Source organism: Streptomyces sp. NPDC015131 (assembly GCF_043079975.1).
Lineage (GTDB): Bacteria > Actinomycetota > Actinomycetes > Streptomycetales > Streptomycetaceae > Streptomyces.
The window spans coordinates 242,855-263,785 of record NZ_JBIBVB010000001.1 but is presented as its reverse complement, the minus strand read 5'-3'; the positions used below and the strand labels follow the sequence as shown (position 1 = coordinate 263,785).

20 protein-coding genes are annotated in these 20,931 nt (G+C 74.4%); 14 read left to right on the top strand and 6 right to left on the bottom strand.

Translation table 11 applies throughout. The annotated features are described in order from the left end of the window. The first annotated feature begins 106 nt into the window (after nucleotides 1–106). The 4 genes from ACF08D_RS01025 (at nucleotide 107) to ACF08D_RS01010 (ending at nucleotide 5,238) form a co-directional block, all read left to right on the top strand. Nucleotides 107–2,155 carry an NAD-dependent epimerase/dehydratase family protein gene (locus ACF08D_RS01025; RefSeq protein ID WP_392220286.1) on the top strand — a complete coding sequence of 683 codons (2,049 nt, stop codon included), beginning with the start codon at nucleotides 107–109 and terminating at the stop codon, nucleotides 2,153–2,155. After that, nucleotides 2,152–2,865, top strand: coding sequence for a PIG-L deacetylase family protein (locus ACF08D_RS01020; protein WP_392220285.1), 714 nt, complete (start codon nucleotides 2,152–2,154; stop codon nucleotides 2,863–2,865). The genes ACF08D_RS01025 and ACF08D_RS01020 overlap by 4 nt, the downstream gene beginning before the upstream one ends. Then, nucleotides 2,858–4,090, top strand: a complete 1,233-nt coding sequence (locus ACF08D_RS01015; RefSeq protein ID WP_392220284.1) for an ATP-grasp domain-containing protein — start codon at nucleotides 2,858–2,860, stop codon at nucleotides 4,088–4,090. Before ACF08D_RS01020 ends, ACF08D_RS01015 begins: the two co-directional genes overlap by 8 nt. Nucleotides 4,091–4,161: 71 nt before the next feature. Continuing rightward, the gene (locus tag ACF08D_RS01010) at nucleotides 4,162–5,238 is read left to right on the top strand and encodes a glycosyltransferase (RefSeq protein ID WP_392220283.1); all 1,077 of its coding nucleotides are present in this window, start codon (nucleotides 4,162–4,164) and stop codon (nucleotides 5,236–5,238) included. Here the strand turns inward: ACF08D_RS01010 and ACF08D_RS01005 are convergent. Continuing rightward, complete coding sequence (locus ACF08D_RS01005) at nucleotides 5,203–6,828, bottom strand: CocE/NonD family hydrolase (RefSeq protein WP_392220282.1); 1,626 nt, start codon at nucleotides 6,826–6,828, stop codon at nucleotides 5,203–5,205. The genes ACF08D_RS01010 and ACF08D_RS01005 overlap by 36 nt on opposite strands. Nucleotides 6,829–6,964: 136 nt before the next feature. Here ACF08D_RS01005 and ACF08D_RS01000 point away from each other — a divergent pair, with 136 nt between their 5' ends. Genes ACF08D_RS01000 through ACF08D_RS00985 form a run of 4 tightly spaced genes read left to right on the top strand, consistent with a single transcriptional unit; the run spans nucleotide 6,965 to nucleotide 10,941 of the window. Beyond that, nucleotides 6,965–8,431 (top strand): AMP-binding protein, encoded by a 1,467-nt coding sequence (locus ACF08D_RS01000; RefSeq protein WP_392220281.1) that lies wholly within the window; start codon nucleotides 6,965–6,967, stop codon nucleotides 8,429–8,431. Beyond that, entirely contained in the window at nucleotides 8,428–9,375 is a 948-nt protein-coding gene (locus tag ACF08D_RS00995; RefSeq protein ID WP_392220280.1) for a macrolide 2'-phosphotransferase, read from the top strand. Before ACF08D_RS01000 ends, ACF08D_RS00995 begins: the two co-directional genes overlap by 4 nt. Then, nucleotides 9,372–10,190, top strand: a complete 819-nt coding sequence (locus ACF08D_RS00990; protein ID WP_392220278.1) for an alpha/beta fold hydrolase — start codon at nucleotides 9,372–9,374, stop codon at nucleotides 10,188–10,190. Before ACF08D_RS00995 ends, ACF08D_RS00990 begins: the two co-directional genes overlap by 4 nt. After that, entirely contained in the window at nucleotides 10,180–10,941 is a 762-nt protein-coding gene (locus ACF08D_RS00985; RefSeq protein WP_392220277.1) for a nucleoside 2-deoxyribosyltransferase domain-containing protein, read from the top strand. The genes ACF08D_RS00990 and ACF08D_RS00985 overlap by 11 nt, the downstream gene beginning before the upstream one ends. On the opposite strand, the gene ACF08D_RS00980 is transcribed toward ACF08D_RS00985, so the two are convergent. From ACF08D_RS00980 to ACF08D_RS00970, 3 genes are all read right to left on the bottom strand, one after another. After that, nucleotides 10,914–11,483 (bottom strand): GNAT family N-acetyltransferase, encoded by a 570-nt coding sequence (locus tag ACF08D_RS00980; protein WP_392220276.1) that lies wholly within the window; start codon nucleotides 11,481–11,483, stop codon nucleotides 10,914–10,916. The genes ACF08D_RS00985 and ACF08D_RS00980 overlap by 28 nt on opposite strands. 72 nt (nucleotides 11,484–11,555) lie before the next feature. Further along, nucleotides 11,556–11,771, bottom strand: a complete 216-nt coding sequence (locus ACF08D_RS00975; protein WP_392220274.1) for a hypothetical protein — start codon at nucleotides 11,769–11,771, stop codon at nucleotides 11,556–11,558. A 275-nt stretch (nucleotides 11,772–12,046) separates the two neighbouring features. Continuing rightward, on the bottom strand, nucleotides 12,047–12,598 hold the full coding sequence (locus ACF08D_RS00970; protein WP_392220272.1) for a DsbA family protein: 552 nt from the start codon (nucleotides 12,596–12,598) through the stop codon (nucleotides 12,047–12,049). A gap of 304 nt (nucleotides 12,599–12,902) precedes the next feature. Between ACF08D_RS00970 and ACF08D_RS00965 the strand changes: the two genes are divergently transcribed. After that, nucleotides 12,903–13,955 (top strand): ParA family protein, encoded by a 1,053-nt coding sequence (locus ACF08D_RS00965; protein WP_392220271.1) that lies wholly within the window; start codon nucleotides 12,903–12,905, stop codon nucleotides 13,953–13,955. A 192-nt stretch (nucleotides 13,956–14,147) separates the two neighbouring features. Here ACF08D_RS00965 and ACF08D_RS00960 read toward each other — a convergent pair whose 3' ends face one another. Beyond that, nucleotides 14,148–15,320 carry a DUF418 domain-containing protein gene (locus tag ACF08D_RS00960; RefSeq protein ID WP_392220269.1) on the bottom strand — a complete coding sequence of 391 codons (1,173 nt, stop codon included), beginning with the start codon at nucleotides 15,318–15,320 and terminating at the stop codon, nucleotides 14,148–14,150. 248 nt (nucleotides 15,321–15,568) lie between these two features. Here ACF08D_RS00960 and ACF08D_RS00955 point away from each other — a divergent pair, with 248 nt between their 5' ends. From ACF08D_RS00955 to ACF08D_RS00940, 4 genes are all read left to right on the top strand, one after another. Then, nucleotides 15,569–16,753 (top strand): sensor histidine kinase, encoded by a 1,185-nt coding sequence (locus ACF08D_RS00955; RefSeq protein WP_392220268.1) that lies wholly within the window; start codon nucleotides 15,569–15,571, stop codon nucleotides 16,751–16,753. After that, complete coding sequence (locus ACF08D_RS00950) at nucleotides 16,750–17,409, top strand: response regulator (RefSeq protein WP_392220266.1); 660 nt, start codon at nucleotides 16,750–16,752, stop codon at nucleotides 17,407–17,409. Before ACF08D_RS00955 ends, ACF08D_RS00950 begins: the two co-directional genes overlap by 4 nt. Nucleotides 17,410–17,668: 259 nt before the next feature. Further along, complete coding sequence (locus ACF08D_RS00945) at nucleotides 17,669–19,129, top strand: PP2C family protein-serine/threonine phosphatase (RefSeq protein ID WP_392220265.1); 1,461 nt, start codon at nucleotides 17,669–17,671, stop codon at nucleotides 19,127–19,129. A gap of 17 nt (nucleotides 19,130–19,146) precedes the next feature. After that, nucleotides 19,147–19,593 carry an STAS domain-containing protein gene (locus tag ACF08D_RS00940; RefSeq protein ID WP_392221175.1) on the top strand — a complete coding sequence of 149 codons (447 nt, stop codon included), beginning with the start codon at nucleotides 19,147–19,149 and terminating at the stop codon, nucleotides 19,591–19,593. Between the two features lie 35 nt (nucleotides 19,594–19,628). Here ACF08D_RS00940 and ACF08D_RS00935 read toward each other — a convergent pair whose 3' ends face one another. Further along, nucleotides 19,629–20,180 carry a GNAT family N-acetyltransferase gene (locus ACF08D_RS00935; protein WP_392220263.1) on the bottom strand — a complete coding sequence of 184 codons (552 nt, stop codon included), beginning with the start codon at nucleotides 20,178–20,180 and terminating at the stop codon, nucleotides 19,629–19,631. Nucleotides 20,181–20,231: 51 nt separating this feature from the next. Between ACF08D_RS00935 and ACF08D_RS00930 the strand changes: the two genes are divergently transcribed. Next, complete coding sequence (locus ACF08D_RS00930; RefSeq protein WP_392220262.1) at nucleotides 20,232–20,843, top strand: TetR/AcrR family transcriptional regulator; 612 nt, start codon at nucleotides 20,232–20,234, stop codon at nucleotides 20,841–20,843. Nucleotides 20,844–20,931 lie beyond the last annotated feature (88 nt).

Genomic DNA, 20,931 nt, shown 5'->3' with positions numbered 1-20,931 from the left:
CGATCCGCCGACCCCCGGCAAGCCCCCAGCCCCAGCCCCGACCCAGCCCCAGCCCCGCCCGAGCCCCCCGGCCCGTGCCGGCCCTTCCCCGGACCCTGGAGTACCCATGTCTCCCGTACGCCTCGCCATCGTCGGATGCGGCGCCGCCGCCCGTGGCTGCCACCTGCCCGCCCTGCCGCCGCTCAAGGGCGACGTCCAGCTCACCGCGCTGATCGACCGGGACCCGCGGCAGGCGCGGGCCGCGCTGGATCTGTACCGCGAGCTCGGCGGCACCGGCGCCGACGACGTGGTGATCGCCACCGATCCGGCGGACGCCGCCGGCGCCTTCGACGCGGCCGTGGTCGTCGTGCCGCACACCGCGCACACCGCGACCGTGGAGGCGCTGCTCGCCGCCGGCAAGCACGTCCTGCTGGAGAAGCCCATGACCACCTCGGCCGAGGACGCCCGGCGGCTGGTCGCCCTGGCCGCCGAGCCCTCCTCCCCCGTGCTGGCGATGGCCCATCCGCGCCGGCTCTTCCCCGCGTACGCCTGGGTCAAGCGCCTCATCGAGGGCGGCGACCTGGGCGAGGTGGTGCGCGTGGACTGGTCGGAGGGGCACCCGTACGCCTGGGAGCCGGTGTCCTGGTCGATGTTCGACCGGAGGCTCGCGGGCGGCGGGGTGCTCACCGACACCGGCTCGCACGTCTTCGACACCCTGCTGTGGTGGCTGGGGCCGGACGCCGAGGTCGTGCGGTACGAGGACGACGCGCTGGGCGGGGTGGAGGCGGACACCGAGGCCCGGTTGCGGTTCGGCGCGGTCGACGTGCACTGTGCCTTCAGCCGCCTGCGCGACCTGGGCATCTCCTGCACGGTGACCGGCACCCGGGCGACGGTCACCATCGGCACCGACTTCCCGGCCGGCGAGTGCACCCTGGTGACGGCGGACGGGGAGGAGCTGCACCGGGGCGACGTGGAGGCGGTCGCGCCCGCCCAGGGCGAGTGGGAGCTGCTGTTCACCGAGCAGCTCGCCAACTTCGCGGCGGCGGTGCGCGGGGACGCCGTGCCGCACTCGGTCCCTGAGGACGGGCTGCGGGTCGTGGAGCTGATCCAGGAGTGCTACGGCGCCGCCCGCCGGGAGGCCGCCCGGCCGTGGACCACCCGGGGAGCGGTCGCGGACGGCGGGGAGGCGGGCGCCGGTTCCGCGCTCGCGGGCCGCACGGTGGCGGTGACCGGGGCGAGCGGATTCATCGGCGGCCGGGTGGTCGAGCGGCTGGCGCTGTCCACGTCCGCCCGGGTGCGGCCGGTGGTACGGGGCTTCGGCCGGGCCGCGCGGCTGTCGGTGCTGCCGCAGGAGCGGCTGGCGTTCCGCCGGGCCGACCTGCTGGACCCGGAGGCGCTGCGGGCGGCGTTCGAGGGCTGCGACACGGTGGTGCACTGCGCGTTCGGCAGCTCCGGCGAGGAGGCGGACCGCTGGGCGGCCTCCGTCGAGGGCACCGCCCAGGTGCTGGCCGCCGCGCGGGCGGCCGGGGTGCGGCGCCTGGTGCACCTGAGCACCGTCGACGTGTACGACCCGGCGGTCGCCGGGGACCTGACCGAGGAGTCGCCGGCCCGCCCGGCCGACCCCGCCGACCGCGAGTACGAGCAGCAGAAGCTGGCCGCCGAGCGGCTGGTCCTCGACGCCCACGGCCGGGACCTGGAGACGGTGGTGCTCCAGCCGGGCGTGGTGTACGGGCCGTGGGGCGGCCAGTGGACGACCGCCCAACTGCGGCGTCCCGAGGCGGACTTCGCCGCGCTGCCGTCGGGCGGGGACGCCGGGGTGTGCAACGCCGTGTACGTCGACGACCTGGTGGACGCGGTCCTGTCGGCGGCCGTGGCGGAGGCGGCGGCCGGGCAGCGCTTCCTGGTCGGGCACGACGAGCCGCTCGGCTGGGGGGACTTCTTCGACGCGATCCGCTCGCTGCGCGGCCTGGCCGCCCCGGACGGCGCGGAGGTGCCCGGGGACGGCGGCCCGGTGCCCGGCTGGGAGCTGGAGCTGTACCGCTCGACCGCGCGGGCCCGCCACGACAAGGCGCGGCGCCTGCTGGGCTTCACCGCGCGCACCCCGTTCGCCGAGGGCGCGGCGCTGACCGGGCAGTGGGCGGTCTGGGCCCGTGAGGTGCCGGGGGCGCGGTCATGACCGGGGTCACCGACGTCCTGGTGGTCTCGCCGCACCCGGACGACGATGTGATCGGCTGCGGCGGCTCCCTGGCCAAGCATGTGCGGGACGGCGCCCGGGTGACGGTGGTCGTGGTCATCGGGCGGGAGCGCAGCGCCCTGGACGACGCGGTGTCGGACGCCGAGTTCGCCGCCGAGACGGAGAACGCGGCCAAGACGCTGGGCGTGCACCGGGTGGTCCGCTTCGACGAGCCGTCCCGGGACTTCGCGCTCTCCCGCCGCGTCCACCTGAATCTGGTGCGGGTGCTGCGGGAGGTGCGGCCCCAGGTGGTGTACCTGCCGCACGACAACGACGACGACGTCGAGCACCGGATGGTGCACCAGCTGACCACCGAGGCGCTGTGGATGGCCCAGTCGGAGTTCTTCCAGGAGGCGGGCGGGCCGCCGATGCCGGCGCCCCGGCTGGTCCTGGGGTACGAGGTGTGGGCGCCGATGGCGCGGTTCCAGTACGCGGAGGACATCGGGGGCCAGATCGAGACCAAGGTCGAGGCGATGCGGGCGTACGTCTCGCAGCTGCGCCACGCGGCCTGGGACGAGGGCATCCGGGGGCTGGCCCGCTACCGGGGCGCGCTGGCGTCCGGGTCGGGGCACGCGGAGGTGTTCCAGGTGCTGAGCCTGCGCGGGCCCGCCGGGCCCGGCGGGCCGGCCGGATCCGGGGGCGGTCGTGACTGAGCGGCTGCTGGTCTGCGGGGTCGGCTCGGGGATGGACCACTCGCTGGGTGAACTGCGCTCGCCGAGGCGGGAGTTGGTGGTGGTCACGGACACGCCCACCGAGCGGGCGCGGGAGGCGGCCGACACCCTGCTGGCGTGCGACCCGGCCGACGCCGGCGCGGTGCTCGCGGAGCTGTCGGCGGCGGGCGTCGACCGGCTGGACGGGGTGTTCTCGCTGGGCGCCGACAACCCGCCGGTGATCAGCCTGCTGGCGGACCGGTTCGGCTGCCCGGGGCTGCCGGTGGAGACGGCGCTCGACTGCACGCTGAAGGACCGGCGGCTGGCGATCCTGCGGGGGGCGGGGCTGGACGTGCCGCGCTTCGCGGTCGCACGGAGCACGGCGGAGGCGGTGCGGGCGGTGGGCGAGGTGGGGCTGCCGGCCGTGCTGAAGCCCTGCGACCAGACCGGCTCGGTGGGCGTGATGAAGGTGACCTCGCCGGGTGAGGTACGGGAGCGGGCGGCCGAGGCGCTGCGGCTGAGCCCGGCGGGGCGGATCGTCGTCGAGGAGTTCCTGGAGGGCACCGAGCACACGCTGGCGGCCTTCATGACCGGCGGGGAGCTGCACCGGTTCGGTTTCGCCGACCGGGAGTACGGGCGCAAGGAGGAGTTCGCCCCGTACTTCTTCGAGGGCGGCGACACCCTGCCCAGCCGGCTGTCCGCGGAGCGGATCGAGGAGGTCACGGACGTGGTGCGGCGCGGGGCGCTGGCCCTGCGCCTGGACCCGGCGGTGATCAACACGGACATCCTGGTCACCCGGGACGGCCGGGTGGTGCTGCTGGAGATCACCTGCCGGATCACCGGGGCGCGGATCGCCACCGAGGTGATGCGGCTGGCCACCGGCGTGGACCCGCTGCCCAATGTCGTACGCCTGGCCACGGGCCGTCCGCTGGAGCTGTCCGAGCTGCGTCCGGACCGTGACCGGGCGGCGGTGCAGCGGTTCCTGCCGGCGGACGGCGGGGTGGTCGAGTGGGTCGGCAACCCCCGGGACGTGGCCCGCCGGGCGGGGGTGCACGACGTCTTCTGGGGCATGGACCTGGCGCCCGGGACCGTGGTGCCGCCCTATCGCGGCGGGGCCGACGTCCTGGCGGGGGTGATCGCCCACGCCGACGACCCGGCGGAAGCCGAGGCGGTCGCCGCCCGCACCCTGCGCGCCCTGCCGCTGCGGTTCAAGGCGCCGGAGCGGTGAGCGCGCCCGGGCAGGCGGCGCCGCCGGACGCGTACACCCCCCGACGTACCGACATCACGAGGGAGAATCCGATGGACCCGGTGGACGAGGCCGCTGTCGACAAGGGGATCGCCCGCACCGCCGTGGTCGTCGCCCTCCGCGACGACCTCCGGATCGCTGACTGCATCGCGTCGATCGACGAGGACGTGGAGATCGTCCTCGCGCTGAACGGCCCGAGCGACGCGGTGCTGAAGCTGATCGCCGACCACCCGCGCCCGCTGACGGTCACCGAGATCGCCGACGTGGGCAATCTCGGGGCCGCGTACAACGCGGGCGCCGCCGCGACCGACCGGCAGTACCTGCTGCTGATGGACTCCGACTGCACCTTCGCGCCGGGCGTGGTGCGGGCGATGGTCCGCGCGGTCCTCACCAGCCCGGTGGTGAAGGGGCAGGTGGTGTACGGGGAGTCGGAGGGCCTGCTGAGCCGGCTCACCGCCCGGGTGCGGGAGTTCGACGAGGGGGACTACGTCAGCGCGCTGTCGCCGCCGCTGATCTACAACCGGGCGATCGTCGACCACATCGGCGGCTACCACTTCGACGAGCTGATCCACTGGTGCGAGGACCGGGAGTTCGACTTCCGGCTCCAGCTGGCCGGGATCCCGGTGGTGTACCTGCCCGAGGCGCGGATCTTCCACGACGCCCAGCACGGCTTCGCCAACATGCGCAGCTACTTCCGGTACGGCGTCGGCGAGGGCATCGCCCAGGAGACCGGGGTGTTCACCACCCCGGCGGTGCCGGTGGTGTGGCGGCTGTACGAAGCGGCCAGGACCCTGGTGCACTGCGCCCGCGACAAGGGCCCGGCCGCCGCCGCGTACTACGCGCTGCTGAAGGCCGCCTTCCACGCGGGCACCGCGCACCACCTGCTCAACGACCCCTACCGGGTACGGGACCGCTACCCCGCGTCGGCGAAGCGGGCCCGCATGGTGCGGTCCATCCCGCAGCACAGCACCCGGCTGACGCCCGCCCAGCTGCGGCGGCTGCGGCGGGCGCACTGGGAGGCCGGGCGGCGGATCGAGCGGCTGGCCGACCTGTCGGTCTTCCACCAGGACGCCGCCGGGCCGGCCTCCGGTGCGTCAGCCGCCGGCGAGGCGCGGCAGCAGCAGGTGTGAGGGGTGGTCGCCGCCGTGGTGGACGGTGTGGTGCGCGACCACCCGGGGGTGGACGTCGAAGCGCGGGAAGTTGGAGGCGGCCACCTCCAGGCGGACGCGGTGACCGGGGCGGAACACATGTCCCAGGGCGCCGAGTTGCACGGTGACCTCGACCGGACCGGTGTCCCCGGGGGGTGCTGCCGGTGCCGGTTCCAGCCGGCGCACCCCGTCGCACAGCAGCTCGGCGCGGCCGTCGGGCGCGACGTCCACCAGCTTTCCGGTGACGTCGGCGCCCGCCGCGTCCGGGGTGACGTACACCGTGAGGACGGTGTCGCCCACCACGGTGAGGGGTTCGGTGAGCGGGGGGCCGGTGAAGCACAGCACGTCGTCCCGCCGCTCCACCTCGCGCTGGTCCAGCGGCCCGCAGTCGCCGCCGGTGTACTGGCCGGGCTGGGCGGTGGCACCGCCCGTGGTGGGCACCGGCCCGGCCGGGTCGTGGCGGATCGTGTCGCTGCCGGGCGCCTCGGGCGCGGGGCCGGGGGTGAGCCGCCGGCCGTCGAGGTGGAGCACGTACGCCTCGGTGCCGGGGACCGGCCAGTCGGGGAAGGCGCGCCACTCGTCGGCGCCGGTGAGGAACAGCCGCGCCCGCTCCGGGGCCGGGGCTCCGGCCTGCGGGCGGCCGCGCAGATGGCGGTCGAAGTGGTCCAGGTGGAGGCCGGTGACGTCGAGCCGCTGCTCGTCGGCGGCGAGCCCGTACCGGCGCTGGGGGAAGATCCCGCCGGTGACGCAGTGGGACCACGGGCCGACCACCAGGCGGGCGTCCCCGCCGTGTGCGCGGATTTCCCGGTGATTCTCCAGGGCGCCGTCGAGGAAAAGGTCGTACCAGCCGGTGAGCTGGAGCACGGGAATGCCCGCGGAGGAGGCGGATTCGCGGGGTGCGGCGCGTTTCCAGTAGGAATGGCCGGAGGGGTGCTCGCGCCATTCCCGGTAATAGGGGGCGAGCCGGTCCAGGAGTTTCGCGGCGGTGTCCGGGTCCGCGTACAGCGCGTCGATCCGGTCGACCGCGCGGGCCACCTCGGCGCGGTCCGGCCCGTCGAGCCCGGCCCCGTCGAGCAGCAGGTCGTACAGCACCCAGTACAGCAGGAAGCCGAGCTGGAGGGCGCCGCCCCGGCGGGTCCAGCCCTCGTCGAAGCGGGAGCCCGCCACCTGTGCGGCCACCGCCTTCAGGCCGGGTGGCCGCTCACCCGCCGCGAGCAGGGCGGCCATGCCCTCGTACGACCGGCCGAACAGGGCCGCCGAGCCGTCGCACCACGGCCGCGCGACGGCCCAGGCGACGGTGTCGGCGCCGTCCGCCGCCTCCCGCCAGTACGGCTCGAAGGTGCCGCCGGAGGCGAACCGCCCGCGGACGTCCTGCACCAGCAGGGCGTATCCGGCGCGGACCAGGCGCAGTCCGTCGACGGAGGCCCCGCCGGGGCTCCCGGACTTGCCGTAGGGCGTGCGCCGGACGAGCACCGGCACGGGACCGGCGGTGTCCGGGCGGTAGAGATCGGCGCTCAATAAGGCGCCGTCCCGCACGGGTATTTCCACGTCGTGTTCCACAACAATACGCACGCCCCAATGGTCCGACACAATACGGGAATTGACAATGGAGCACTCCGGGTCCGCCGCGGACTCATTTCTTCCGGAACCTCTTCCGGGGCCTCTTCCGGAAGCTCTTCCGGAAGCTCTTCTGGAGCCCTTCTTCGCCATGGCGCGGGACGATCCCGGCCGCCCGGCGGTGGTCGACAACGGCCTGGTGCTGACCTACGGCACCTTCGCCGCCTGGGTGCTGGCGGTGGCCGCCGCCCTGGAGCCGCGCACGGCCGGACCGCAGCCGCCGGTGGGCGTGGTGGTGCACCACTCGGCGCGGGACGTCGCGGCGATCCTCGGCGTCCTGGCGGCGGGGCGGGCCTACGTCCCGCTGGAGGCGCACCATCCCGCCGCCCGGCTGGAGGACGTCCTGCGGCGGACCGGCTGCCGGGAGGCGGTGGCCACCGGCGAGTCCGGCTGGCAGCCGCCGGTGGACCGGGTGGTCCGGCCGCGCTGGTCCCCCACCGCCGCGCCGCCCGCGCGGCCCTCCCTCCCCCGGGCCCGCCCGGAGGACCCGGCCTATGTGCTGTTCACCTCCGGGTCGACCGGCGAGCCGAAGGGGGTGGTGGTCCCGCACCGGGCCCTGGCCGCCGTGGTGCCGCCGCTGCGTGAGCTGTACGGCACCGGGGAGGGCGCGTTCGTGCTCCACTTCCACGGCGCGGGCGGGGACACCAGCCTGGAGGAGATCCTCCCGGCCCTCACCGGGGGCGCCACGCTGGTCGTCGACGACGGGGCGCGGGAGGGCTTCGCGCGCGTGGCGGAGGACCAGCAGCTCACGGTGGCGGTGCTCCCCACCGGGTTCTGGGACGTCCTGACCGGTGACCTGCTGCACCAGGGCGACCGGTTGCCGCCGTCCCTGCGGACGGTGGTGATCGGCGGCGAGGCGGTGCGCGCCGACATGCTGGAGCGCTGGCACCGGCTCCCCGGCACGGCGGGCGTCCGGCTGCTGAACACGTACGGCTCCACGGAGACCGCGCTGGTCACGCACGCGGTGGAGCTCGCCGGGCCGGGCGCCCCCGCGCTCCCGGACACCGGGGGCGACCTGCCGATCGGGTTCCCGCTGCCCCATGTGCGCCAGGAGGTCGACGCGGCGGGCGAGTTGTCGGTGGCGGGGCCCGGTCTGGCCCTCGGCTACCACGAGGACCCCGGCGGGACGGCCGCCCGTTTCACCGAGCGGGACGGGGCGCGCTGGTACCGGACGGGCGACCTGGTGACCGAACAACCGGGCGGCTGCCTGGTGTTCCGGGGCCGTGCGGACCACCAGGTGAAGATCCGCGGCCACCGGGTGGACCTGCTGGACGTGGAGGCCCTGATCGGGGCGTGCGAGGGGGTGTCGGCGGTGGCCGCCGCGCGGGTGGAGCGCGCCGGGCACTCCTCGCTGGCCGCGTTCTTCGTGCCCCTGCCGGGCCGCGCGCCGGACGAGGTGGCCGCCGCCGTGCGCGTCCGGCTGACCCGGACGGCGCCGCCCCATCTCGTACCCGGCCTGCTCGTGCCGGTCGGCGCGCTGGAGCGTACCCACACCGGCAAGGTGGACCGGAACGCGACCCGGGACCGCCACCTGAACCCCGCGGGGGCCGCCCGATGAGCGCCCCCGTCCCCCCGGGCGCCCCGGCCCCGCCGGCCGCCCGGCTCACGGACGCGGCGGCCCGCGCCGCCGGCCGGCTCGGTGTGGTGTTCGTGCCGGGCTCCGCGCGGGCCGACGACAGCGGCTGGGACTTCCGCGTCACCCACGTCCGTGACACGGCGGGCCGTCACTGGATCCTGCGGGAGCCGCGCCGTCCCGAGGCGTCCGCCCAACTCGCGGTCGAGGACGCGGTGTTGCGCGCGGTGCGCGACCGGGTCGCGGTGGCGGTGCCGGACTGGCGGCTGTACACGCCGGACCTGGTGGCCTACCCCCGGCTGCCCGGCGAGCCGGCCGGCGGCGAGGACCCGGACACCCTCGTCTACGGCTGGTCGACGGACCCGCTCGCCCACCCCGCCGGCTATCTGGAGCCGCTCGCCCGCTGCCTGGCCGCGGTGCACGCCACGCCCCTGGACGGCTCCTGGCTGCCGGGCGCCCACCCGGCCACGCCCGGGGAGGTCCGCGCCCGGGTCGCGGCCAAGCTGGCCCGTGCCCGCGCCGAACTGGACCTGCCCGCCGCCGCGTCGGGCCACTGGCTGCGCTGGCTGGACGACGACCGGCTGTGGCCCGACCGCCTGGTGCTGATCCACGGGGACGTGCACCCCGGCCACACCCTGGTCGCGCCCGGCCCGTCCGGCGCCCCGGTGCTGTCGGGCCTGCTGGACTGGGCGAACGCGGGCGCCGGCGATCCGGCGGCCGACTTCGTCGACATGCTGTACGCGGGCGGTACGGAGCTGCTGGACCGGCTGCTGGACGCCTACCGGGCGGCCGGCGGCGAGGTCCGCCCCGGGATGCGGGAGCACGTCCTGGCGCGGGCGTCCTTCCTGTGGGTCCATGTGGCGCTGCGGGGCCTGGACACCGGGCGCCCGGCGTGGGTGGAGACCGCGCTGCGGAGGATGGCCCGGTGAGCGGCGGGACAGCGCACACGCTGCACGGCGCCGGAGGGCCGGACGGGCGGGCGCCGGTGGTCCTGGTCGCGGGCGCGGGAGGGGCCGGCCGGATCTGGGAGCACCACCAGGTGCCCGCGCTGACGGCGGCCGGGTACCGGGCGCTCACCTTCGACCACGACGCGGACTCCGCCCCGGAACTGGCTGTTCATATACGGGAGTTGCTGACCGGGCTCGGCCTGCCGCCCTGCCCGCTGGTCGGCCACTCCCTGGGCGCCCTGGCGGTGCAGGAGCTGCTCCTCACCGATCCGCACCTGGTGAGCGGCGCGGTGCTGGCCGCCACCCGCGGGCGGCCCGACCCGGTCGGCGAGGCGATGGCACGGGCCGAGGCCGCGTACGCCGAGTCCGCGCACGCCGGGGCGGGCGGGGGGCTCCCGGCGGAGTACACGGCCTTCGTGGCACTCACGCAGAACCTCTCGCCCCGGACCCTGGCCGACGAGAGCGCCGTCCTGGACTGGCTGGACCTGTTCGAGCTGGCCGCCCCCGGCGGCGCCGGGACCGTGCGCCGCGCGCCCCGCACTCCCCTGCCCGACCGGCTGGCGGCGTACGCGCGGATCACGGCGCCCGTGCTGGTGGTGGGCTTCGCCGACGACGTACTGGCCCCGGCCCCGCTGGGGCGGGAGGTGGCCGCGGCGGTCCCCGGCGCCCGCTACGTACACCTGCCGGACACCGGCCACCTCGGCTTCCTGGAACGCCCCGGTGCCTTCAACTCCCTGCTGCTGGACTTCCTCGCCACCCTGCCCGCGACCACCCCGGGAGCGCCCCGTGCCGTCTGAGACCCTCACCGCCGCCACCGTCACCGAGGTCGTGCACGTCGGCCAGGAGCCGCCCGGTTCCTGGGAGGCGTCCGTCTACCTGTGCGGGCCCACGCCCACCGACCCGGCCGAGCCGTCCTGGCGGCCGGACGCCGTGGCCGCGCTGCGCGCCGCCTGGGAGGGGCCCGGGCGGCTGGCCGTGTTCCTCCCGGAGCCCGCCGCCGGCGGGTCGTACCCGGCGTACGGCGACCAGATCGCCTGGGAGGAGGAGGCGATGCGCCGCGCGGACGTCGTCCTGTTCTGGATCCCCCGGGAGATGGGCCGCCTGCCGGGGCTGGTCTCCAACATCAAGTGGGGCGCCTGGTACGACTCGGGCCGCGCGGTGCTCGGCGCCCCGCCGGAGGCCGAGCGCATGGAGTACCTGCTGCACTTCGCGGAGGCGTACGGCGTGCCCGTGGCCCGCACCCTGCCGGAGGCGGCGGGCGCGGCGGTGCGCGCGGTGGGCGCCGGCTCCCGCCGCACCGGCCACGAGCGGGCCGTCCCGCTCCCGGTGTGGCGCTCCGGGCCGTTCCGGTCCTGGTACGCCGCCCTCCGCGCGGCGGGCGGGCGGCTGCTGGACGCGCGCGTGGAGTGGTACGAGCGGCCGGCCGCGCCGGACGGCGACCCGGCCTGGCTGCTGACGGTCACGCACACGGCGGGCCCGGGCGGCGGCCCCGGGCCCGTCGTACGGCGCCTGCTGGCGGCTCAGGACGGGCAGGGCATGCTCATGTAGAGCGCCTGCTCGCCCGCCGAGGGTGTCCCGTCGTACAGGGTGGTGTCCAGCCCGCAGAGGGTGAAGCCCATCTTCCGGTACGCGTGGATCGCGGGGGCGTTGACGTTGGTGACCTCCAGCCAGATGTGCCCGGCCCCGCGCTCCCGCCCGAAGTCCACGGCGCGCTCCATCAGCGCCCGGCCCACCCCGCGCCCCCGGTGCTCCGGGGCGACCTCGATGTCCTCGATCGTCAGCCGGCGGTTCCACGCGGAGTACGACACGGCGACGAAGCCGGCCAGGTCCCCGGCTCCCCCGTGGGCGACGACGGTACGGGAGTCCGCGCCGTCCTCCTCGTGGTCGTCGTCGTCCTCGTCCGGCTCGTCGGGGAACACCTTGGTCAGCGGCGGGTCGACCGCCACCTCGCGCAGGGCGAACCCGTCGTCGGTGGCGGTCACGCGAAAGATGGTGCCGGTGGTGAAGGACCCGTCCAGCGCCTCGATGGCCGCGCTGTCCCCGGGGCCGGCGGTGCGGTACCGGTAGGCCGTGTCGTCAAGGGTGCTCATACCCCGACGCTACGACGCGCCCCGCACCCCCCGGTCGCAATCCGGCCGCCCGCCGCGACACCGTCACGGCACTCAGGCGGTGGCGATGCCGTCCAGGTTGCCGGCCTTGGCCTCCTCCACCAGGGAGGCGAACTGGTCGACGCTCATCTGGACGCGCTGCCCGAAGTCGTCGGTGAGCAGGACCCGCCGCTCGGCGGGAGCGGCCGGGTCGACGAACAGCTGCGGGCAGCCGCAGTCGCACTTTCCGCAGAAGGTGGCCAGGGGCTCCAGACCGGTGATCTCGTTCATGGGGCGCTGCCTTTCGATGGGAAGGTGACCGGAAGATTCCCCCCAGCACCCGCCGTCACGCCCCACCGCCGAAGGACGCCGAGGCATGCCCCGGCGTCCCCGTGCGCCGTATGCCCCCAGTGCACCCGCACCCACCCGCCCGACGGGAACCCGGCGGCGGCGCGGGACGACTACCTGAAGCGGGTGTCAGGTGCGGGCGCGCCGCACACCTGCCTCGCGGGTTCCCGTGATCCGCACCGGGCATCCGGCCGATGTCCCCGGCCCCCGGCCGCGGTTCACGCGATCACGAGGTCCTCGCCCGCCGCGTTCGTGACGGCCCGGTCGAACGCGGCGCTCCGCAGCCCGGGCACCTTCCCCGCGATGCTCCGCAGCCTGGCGTCGGTGAACCCGTCCACCTCCTCCGACGCCGGCTGATTGCTGTACGACAGCCGGTGCAGCTCGGTGAACTTCCCCGCCTCCAGCGCCGCCCCGAGCGCGGCCACCGCCTTCTTGGACCCGCTGCCGCCCTGCTTCTCGTCGATGAAGGTCGCGAACCGGTACTCGATACTGATCTTCCGCTGCCGGGCCAGCTCCACCAGATGAGCGCCACTGCCCGAGGTCTCGAACTCCCGGGGCATCGCACAGCGCGGATCCTCGAACACGGTGACGGTCGTCCGCGCGGCGGGATCTCCCACGACAACGCCCATGGTCCGGTCGTCCAACCGCTCGGGCAACTTCCCCGCGAGCGGCTTCGGCTCGTCCTTCCACCACGGCCCGAACACCCCGATGGCCACGGCCGCGGTCACACATGCCGCGACGGCACACCCCAAATTGCGCATCTCACCCATGAGGCTCCCCCCCCAACCCCACCCGACGGGCAGGACCGAGGGCAGAGTACGCGCCCCTCCGAATCACCCCACGAGGCGGTGGACGCATCCCATCAGACGCAGCCCAAGCCGAAGCCACAGGGTTGAGCCGTACCAACCCCCGCAATCGGCAGGCGGGCATCTCAACCGGCTCGATATCATCCCGGCTGCAGCCACAAGATCGCTCCTGGCCGAGTGAACTGCGCCGGGTGCGCCGCCACCGCGTTCACACGGCATCCGAGCGAGGTGGGAATCGGCATGCGGCCGCTCTGGAGAGGAGCACGAAGTGATCTCGATCGCCTTATTCAACAACAAGGGAGGCGTGGGGAAGACCACCCTCGCTTACCACTTGGCGCACATGCTCCAGCGCGAAGGCGCCCGTGTGCTCGCAGTGGACCTCGACCCGCAGTCCAACCTCACCGCGGCGATCCTGGACGAGCAGGAGCTGGAGGTGCTGTGGGGCAATGACTCCGAGCTCTTCGCGCAGAACGGCCACCCGGTACAGCGCAGGCTCTTCACACGAGCGGAAGACCAGCGCACCCTCGCCGATGCCGTGCGCCCCATCCTCGAAGGCACCGGAGACATCGATCCCATCTCTCCGGTCACCGTGACCGAGGGGCTCTGGCTGCTTCCCGGCAACCTGGAGCTCAGCAGCTTCGAGGACCGGCTGTCCAGTGCCTGGTTGTCGGGATACGGCGGCGACCCTGCGGCCATCCGCACCACCACCGCGTTCCATCGCATCATCGACTCGGCCGCCCGCGCGGTCGGTGCGGACCTCATCCTGATCGATGTCGGCCCGAACCTCGGCGCCATCAACCGGGCCGCATTGCTGGCCGCGGACGCAGTACTCACTCCCATGGCAGCGGATCTCTTCTCGCTCAAGGGTCTCCTCAACCTCGGCCCCACCCTCCGGGAATGGCGCAAGACATGGCAGGAACTGGTGCGGCCCAAGATCTCCCTGGAGATCCCCGCCCCCAGTGCGGCCATGGCTCCCCTGGGGTACGTGATCATGCAGCCGGAGATGAGGCTCGACCGTCCCGTCCGCGCCTACCAGCGGTGGCTCACTCGCATCCCCTGGGTCTACGGGACAGCGGTTCTCGGCAAGGAGGACTGGCCAGAGGGCGACCACTCCTACGAGATCACCACCTTGCGCAACTACCGCAGTCTGATGCCGCTTGCCCACGACGCCCGCAAGCCCATGTTCGACCTCCGCACGTCCGACGGCGCACTGGGCAGCACCCAGAAGTACGTACAAACCTGCCACCAGGAGTTCTCCGCGCTGGCGCAAGAGGTCCTCCGCCGTGCGGCAGCTCTCCGTCACCAGCGTCTGACAGCGTGATCAGGCACCCCGCTCCTTCTCCTGCGGAGCCTTGCTCCTGAATCCGCCCTGGTGACACGGTCACCGGCGAGACTTCTGCGGCCCGAGGCAACCGCACAGCGGGGGAATCCACGAGGGAGATCGCGGCTGTCCATGGGTTGGTTGGCCCCGCCGTCCGGGCCCGGTTCCGTCGAAACGAGCGTTTGGGCCGGCTCAGCCCCGGGGGCGGTTCCCGGGGCGTTTCCAGGCGGGGACGGTGAGGTGGGTGGCTGCCCGCAGCAGCCATTCGACGGGCCCGTGGGCGTGGGTGCGCATCCATACCGACGACAGCCACAGCTGCGCCGCGTAGAGGAGGAGGGTGAGTGCGAGGACGGCGGCGGGAGGCAGGTGCCCGACGGCGCCGAAGCCGTACCCCGTGAAGACCAGCGCCAGGACGGTGGACTGGAGGAGGTAGTTGCTCAGTGCCATGCGGCCGGCCGGGGCGAGCGCACGGGTGAGCCGGTCGCCGTTCCTGGTGTGGAGGGCGCGCAGTACGGTCGCGGCGTAGGCGGCCGCCAGGGCGGGGGCGGTGAGCAGGCCGACGGCCAGGGCGTACACCTCGTAGGGGGTTCCGGCGGTGTGCGGGCCGGCGCCGGTGTAGACGAGGCCGCCGGCCAGCCCGACGGGGAAGCCGATCCACTGGATCCGCCGCAGCGCCCTCACATGGCGGACGGGGTCGGCGAGGACGGTGCGGGTGCCGGCGGCGAGGCCGAGCAGGAACATGGCCAGGGCCGCGGGGGCCTGGAAGAGGAGCAGCACGGCGGCGGTGCCGGGCAGGTCCCGCAGGTGGGCGGCGACGACCTGGCCGGGGCCGCCGGTGAGTTGGGCGGCGAGGTTCTGGGCCTGGGCGGTCAGGGCGGCGTGATCGGGGGCGTGGTACTCGCCGGACGCGGCCTGGAGCAGGCCGAGTCCGGCGTACACGGCCGCGACGGTGGTCAGCAGCACGGTGGCGGTGATGACGGCCGTGCGGGGCTTGAGGTTGCCCAGGGCCAGCAGAACCAGTCCCAGCATCGCGTAGGTGGTGAGGATGTCACCGGTGAACAGCAGGACGGCGTGGGCGGCACCGAGGGCGAACACGGTGGTCAGACGACGCAGGAACGAGGCGGTGAACGGGGTGCCTCGGCGTATCGCGGACTGGCGCTGAAGGGTGAAGGAGTAGCCGAACAGGAAGGAGAACAGAAGGTAGAACTTGGTCTCGAACAGCAGGGAGATGCCCGAGCGGACGGCGGTGTCGGCGGTGGAGGTGAAGGCGGGGTCCTCGATACCGGTGCTGTGGAAGGCGGAGGCGAAATAGGTGGCGTTGACGACGAGGATGCCCACGAGGGCGAACCCGCGCAGCGCGTCCACGTCGGCGAGTCGTCCTGCCCCCGTAGCCGTCGTGAGGGGGGCGGGGGCGGATCGGGTCCGGTGCACTGGCGGATTCCTTCGCGTGGTGGACATGGCGGTCGTGCCCCTGGTCAGGGGGATCAGGGGGATGCCTCAACCGTAGGAACGGGAGCCCGCCGGGGCGTCCGCCACATCTCCGATCGCTGAATGCGACCTTGGTCGTACCCGGGCCCGGCCGTCGTGGGCCGAGGCGTTCCTAGACTGATTGCATGATCCGTCTCCGGCTGCCGCCGACTCCCGCCGCATGGGCCGGCCCCGTCTGGGGGGTGCCCGCGGCGCTGTTGTTCGTGCTGGTCGCGGTCCGCGAGATCATGGCCTCCGCGGACCTGGCCGGGCCGCTGTGGGCCCATGTGCTGACCTCGGCCGGCATGGCCACGCCGCTGGTGGCCGGCCGCCGCTTCCCGGCCATGTCGGTGATCGCCGCCGTGGCCGGCGCGGTGGCGCAGACCACCTGGCTCACCCCGTCCACCCACCTGGCCATGCCTCTGCTCGGTGTACTGGTGGCCGCGTTCACCGCTGCCCGCCACACACCCGGCCGGCGCGGCGCGCTCGCCCTGCTGGCTCTGTGCCTGGCCGGGGAGTGGGCCGGCCCCGTCGCCGTCAACCAGGACCCGCTGGGGGACGGGCTGTTCGTCAGTGTCGCCCTGTGGGCGGTCTGGCTCCTGGGGCGTTCGGGCCGGGCCCGGGAGCGGTTCGCCCGCGAGGAAGAGGCCCGCATCCGCGCCGAACGCGAACGGGAGGCACGGGTCCAGGCGGCCGTCACCGCCGAACGCCAGGCCGTCGCCCGGGATCTGCACGACACTGTGGCCCACGCGGTGACCCTGATGGTGCTCCAGGCCACCGGCACCCGGCTGATCGCCCGGGAGCGGCCCGAAGCCGCGCAGGCCGCGCTCGGGTCCATCGAACAGGCGGGCCGCCGGGCCATGGAGGACCTGCGCGCGATGCTGCACGTGCTCCGCGAGGACGGCCCGGGAGGCGCCCCCGCGGCACCTCTGGCGCCGGGGCCCGGACTGGATCTCCTGCCCGGCCTGGTCCAGGGCGCGTGTGACAGCGGACTCGAGGTCACCCTGGATCTCGCGCCGGCGGCGACGGACCTTCCCCCGGCGCTCGCCGCGACCGCCTACCGCACCGTCCAGGAAGGGCTCACCAACGCCGCCCGGCACGCCCCCGGCAGCCAGGTCCACGTCACCGTCCGCGCGACGACGCACCTGGTGACCACCACCGTCGACAACGGCCCACCGTCCCGGCCCGCCCCGGCCCCCACCCACGGCACGGGCACCGGGCTGATCGGCCTCGGGGAGCGGGTCACCGCCCTGGGCGGCCACCGCTCCGCCCGGCCCCGCCCCGACGGCGGCTTCACCCTCACCACCGAGCTGCCCAGGAAGACCCCGTGAGCCCCATCCGCGTCCTGATCGCCGACGACGAGCCCCTGGTGCGCGGTGGCCTCTCCCTCATCGTCAACGCCGCCGACGGCCTCACCGTCGTCGGTGAAGCCGCCTCCGGCCCCGAAACCCTCGCCCAGACCGCTCACCTCGCGCCCGACGTCATCCTCCTCGACATCCAGATGCCCGGCGGTGACGGCATCTCCGTCACCCGCGCCCTGCGTGAACGCCCCGACTCCCCGCGCATCGTCATCGTCACGACCTTCGGTCTCGACAGCCATCTCCACCAGGCCATCGCGGCCGGAGCCGACGGCTTCATCCTCAAGGACGCCCCCGCCGAACTCCTCCAGCAGGCGATCCGCTCCGCCGCACAGGGCGACGCGGTCCTCTCCCCCCGGATGACCCGCCGCCTCATGCACCGGTACACCACCGGCGCCCCCACCGACCCGGCCCCGCCCCCCGGCCACGACCGGCTCACCGTCCGGGAACGCGAAGTGCTCCGTCTTCTGGCCCAGGGACACTCCAACGCCGAGATCGCCGCCCAGCTCTTCATCAGCGAAGGCACCGTGAAGACCCACATCACCCGCATCCTGATGAAACTCGGGCTGCGCGACCGTGCCCAGGCCATCGTCCTGTCCCACCGCCACGGCCTCCACCGGCCGGATTGACCGGAGCACGGGCGGGACCTGGGCCGCAGGTATTCCGGCCCCGGCATCGACGTCCCGTACGAGCCGGACAGCGCCTCCGGCTTGTGCGCGCCTCTCGCACTGAGGCGACTCGGCCGTGCACCGACCCGGCACATCGGCTCGGGAGGTCGCGTCCGGAGGGGCTGACGACGGCATTGGCGTCCGGGCGTGTGGTCGATTTAGGCTGCGTCGGTTCGTGTCGTCCACGGCGGCAGCCCATCGACGGAGAGGAAAGCCGATCATGCAGCAGGCATCGGCCACCGACCCGGCTCCCGGGCGCCGCCCCGAGCTGGTCCCCGACCCGGACGCGGAGGCGGCCCGTATCGCGGCGGTGCGCCGCTACGACATCCTCGACACTCCGCCCGGCGGGGCGTTCGACCGGGTGGCGGCGCTGGCCGCCCGGCTCTTCGACGTGCCGGTAGCAACGGTGACGATCGTGGACACCGACCGCATCTGGTTCAAGGCCGCCCACGGCCTGGAGGGCGTCGCGGAGATCGGCCGTGATCCGGGCCTGTGCGGCTCGGCGATCCTGCGCGACGACACGATGGTCATACCCGACACCCTCCTGGATCCGGTCGCGCTGGACAATCCGCTGGTCACCGGAGAGATGGGGGTGCGCTTCTACGCCGCCGCGCCGATCATCACGCCGGAGGGGCACCGGCTGGGCACGGTGAACGTTCTCGACACCCGGCCGCGCTCGATCACCGAGGAGGACACCGCCACTCTCGCCGATCTCGCCGCGATCGTGCTGGACGAGATGGAGCTGCGGCTGTCGGCGCTGCGCGCCCTGCGCGACGAGCAGGACCGCCGGGAGGCGGAGCAGCGGCACGCGGAGGCGGAGCGGGCCGCGCGGCAGAAGGCGGAGCAGGACAGGGCCGCCATCGCCGCGTTCGCCTCCACCCTCCAGCGCACACTGCTGCCCCCGGCCCTTCCCGCGGTGCCGGGCCTGGAACTGGCCTGCCACTACCGCACCGCCTCCGCCCACGACGTGGGTGGCGACTTCTACGACGTCTTTCCCCTCGACAGCGACCGGTGGGCGTTCGTCCTCGGTGACGTGTGCGGCAAGGGCCCCGAGGCGGCGACCGTCACCGCCCTGGCCCGCCACACCCTGCGCGCCGCGGCCCAGATCAACGCCGACCCCACCGCCGTGCTGAGCGCGCTCAACACCATGCTCCTCACCGACGTCACCGCCGGCCGCCGCTTCTGCACCGTTCTCTTCGGCCTCCTCGAGCCCCGGGAGGGCGGCGGCTTCACCGTCACCGTCGCCACCGGCGGCCACCCGCCGGCCTACCACCTCCGCCCCGACGACAGCGGCACCTCCTGGGTGCGGGCCGTACGCCCCGAGGGCGGGATGCTCGTCGGCGCCTTCCCGCAGGCGCCCTTCGCCCGGACCACGTTCTCCCTGACGGCCGGGGAGAGCCTCTTCCTGTACACCGACGGGCTGACCGAGGCCCGCACCGCCGAGGGCGCCATGCTCGGTGAGGACGGTCTGGCCGGCTTCCTCCACCAGCGCACCGGGCCCGTCACCGCGACCTCCCTGGTCGAGGACAGCATCACCCTGCTGGCCTCGCTGCCCGACGGAGCCGGCGACGACGTGGCCCTGCTGGCCCTGTCCGTCCCCCACCCGCACACCACACCCGAGGGCAGTGTCGCCGCCACCGCCCACACCGCCGCCGCGCCCGAACACTTCGGCCAGGAGTGACGACCGACGTGACCGACATGCTGCAGCTGACCGTCCAGTACCCCCGTCCCGGCCTCGCGATCGCCTCGGTCGCCGGGGACGTGGACCTGCACACCGCGGACACCCTGCGCCGCGAAGCCATGGAGATCATCCAGCAAGGGTGCCCGCACCTGGTGCTGGACCTGTCACACGCCGGCTTCTGCGACTCCGCCGGCCTGAGCGCGCTCATCGGCCTCTGGCACGCCGCCCAGGCGGCGGGCGGTGGACTCGGGCTCGCCGCCGTTCCCGACCGCCTGATGCGGATGCTCGTCCTCACCGGTGTCGACACCATCCTGCCGGTCCACGCCACCAGCGCCGAAGCGGTCGCCACCATGACGCACAGCTCGGCCACCCACGCCGCCACCGGCGGTGAGGCCGGTGAACCGACCGGGGCGGAGCCGCGGGCCTGCGACCGCGCGCACAACCCCGCTGCCGACCCGAGCTGAGCCGGGCGCAGCCGCCACCGGTCACCGGTCACCGGTCATCGGCCCCTGGCCTGCCATTCGGGAGCGAGGACCGCCCAGAGCTGCTTGTCGTGGCGCGTGCCCCGGTAGGGCCACGCCTCGCGTCGCACACCCTCGAGTGTCATGCCGAGCCGCTTGGCGACCGCGGAACTGCGGTCGTTGTCGGCCCGGCAGTGCCACTCGGCCCGGTGCAGTCCCCGGGTCGTGAACGCCCAGTCCAGCAGCGCGACGCAGGCCCGGGTGACGAGGCCGCGGCCCTCGGCGGACGGCTCCAGCCAGCAGCCGATCTCGCACGAGCCGAACGCCGCGTCGAAGTCGGTGAACATGACGCCGCCGGCCAGCGCTCCGTCCCGCCAGATGCCGTACAGCCGGGCACCGTCGGCGGCCTGGCGCTGCGCGTACCGCTCGAGCGTGGCCCGGGCGCCGCCCACGTCCTCGGTGACGAACCCCGGCCCGACCCACGGGCGGATGTGGTCACGCGCCCGGTCCAGGTGCTCCGCGAACTCCTCGGCGTGCCGGACCTCCAGCGGGGCGAGACGGGCATCGTCGTGCAACGGCAGCGAGAACATGAGTGCCTCCCCATTCACATAACAGTTGTTCTGGGAATGTATCGTGGCGGCATGGCGCGGACCAGGGGTGATCATGAGGCACGCAGACGCGATGTCTCCCAGGCGGTCTGGCGGGTCATGGCGGCGCGCGGCTTCACCGGGCTGACTCTGCGCGCGGTCGCGGCCGAACTCGGGGCGACGACCGGCCTGCTCACGCACTACTTCCCCACCAAGAGCGCGCTGGTGGACCACGCCCTCGGCCTGCTCGAAGAGCGCACGCTCTCCCGCCCCCGCCGCGCATCGGGCCCGGGTCTGGCCGCCGTCAGGGATGCCCTGCTGGACATCCTGCCGCTGACTCCCGAGGCCACCGACAGCAACCGGATCTGGGTGTCCTCCTGGGACGCCGCGCTCTCCGACCCCCGCCTGAGCGCCGACTACGCCCGCAAGTACGCCGAGAGCCGCGCCCGGCTGCAGGAGCGGGTGGTCGCGGCCCAGGAGCTGGGCGAGATGCGCCCCGGTGACCCCGCGGAGCTGGCGGCCGGGGCCCAGTCCTTCGCGCTCGGCCTCGTGGTCCAGGCTCTGTTCGCCCCGGAGGCGTTTCCCCCGGCACGGCAGGTGCGTCTTCTGGACGACTACCTGGCCGGCGTCGACCCCGCCGGGGAGAAGGGCCCGGCATCACCCTGACACGAGTGGCAGGCGCTGATGCCCGCGCGCGCCTGGTGTCAAGGGTCATGACCCCGGGGGGATCTTGACCGTCGTTGGATCCGGTGGT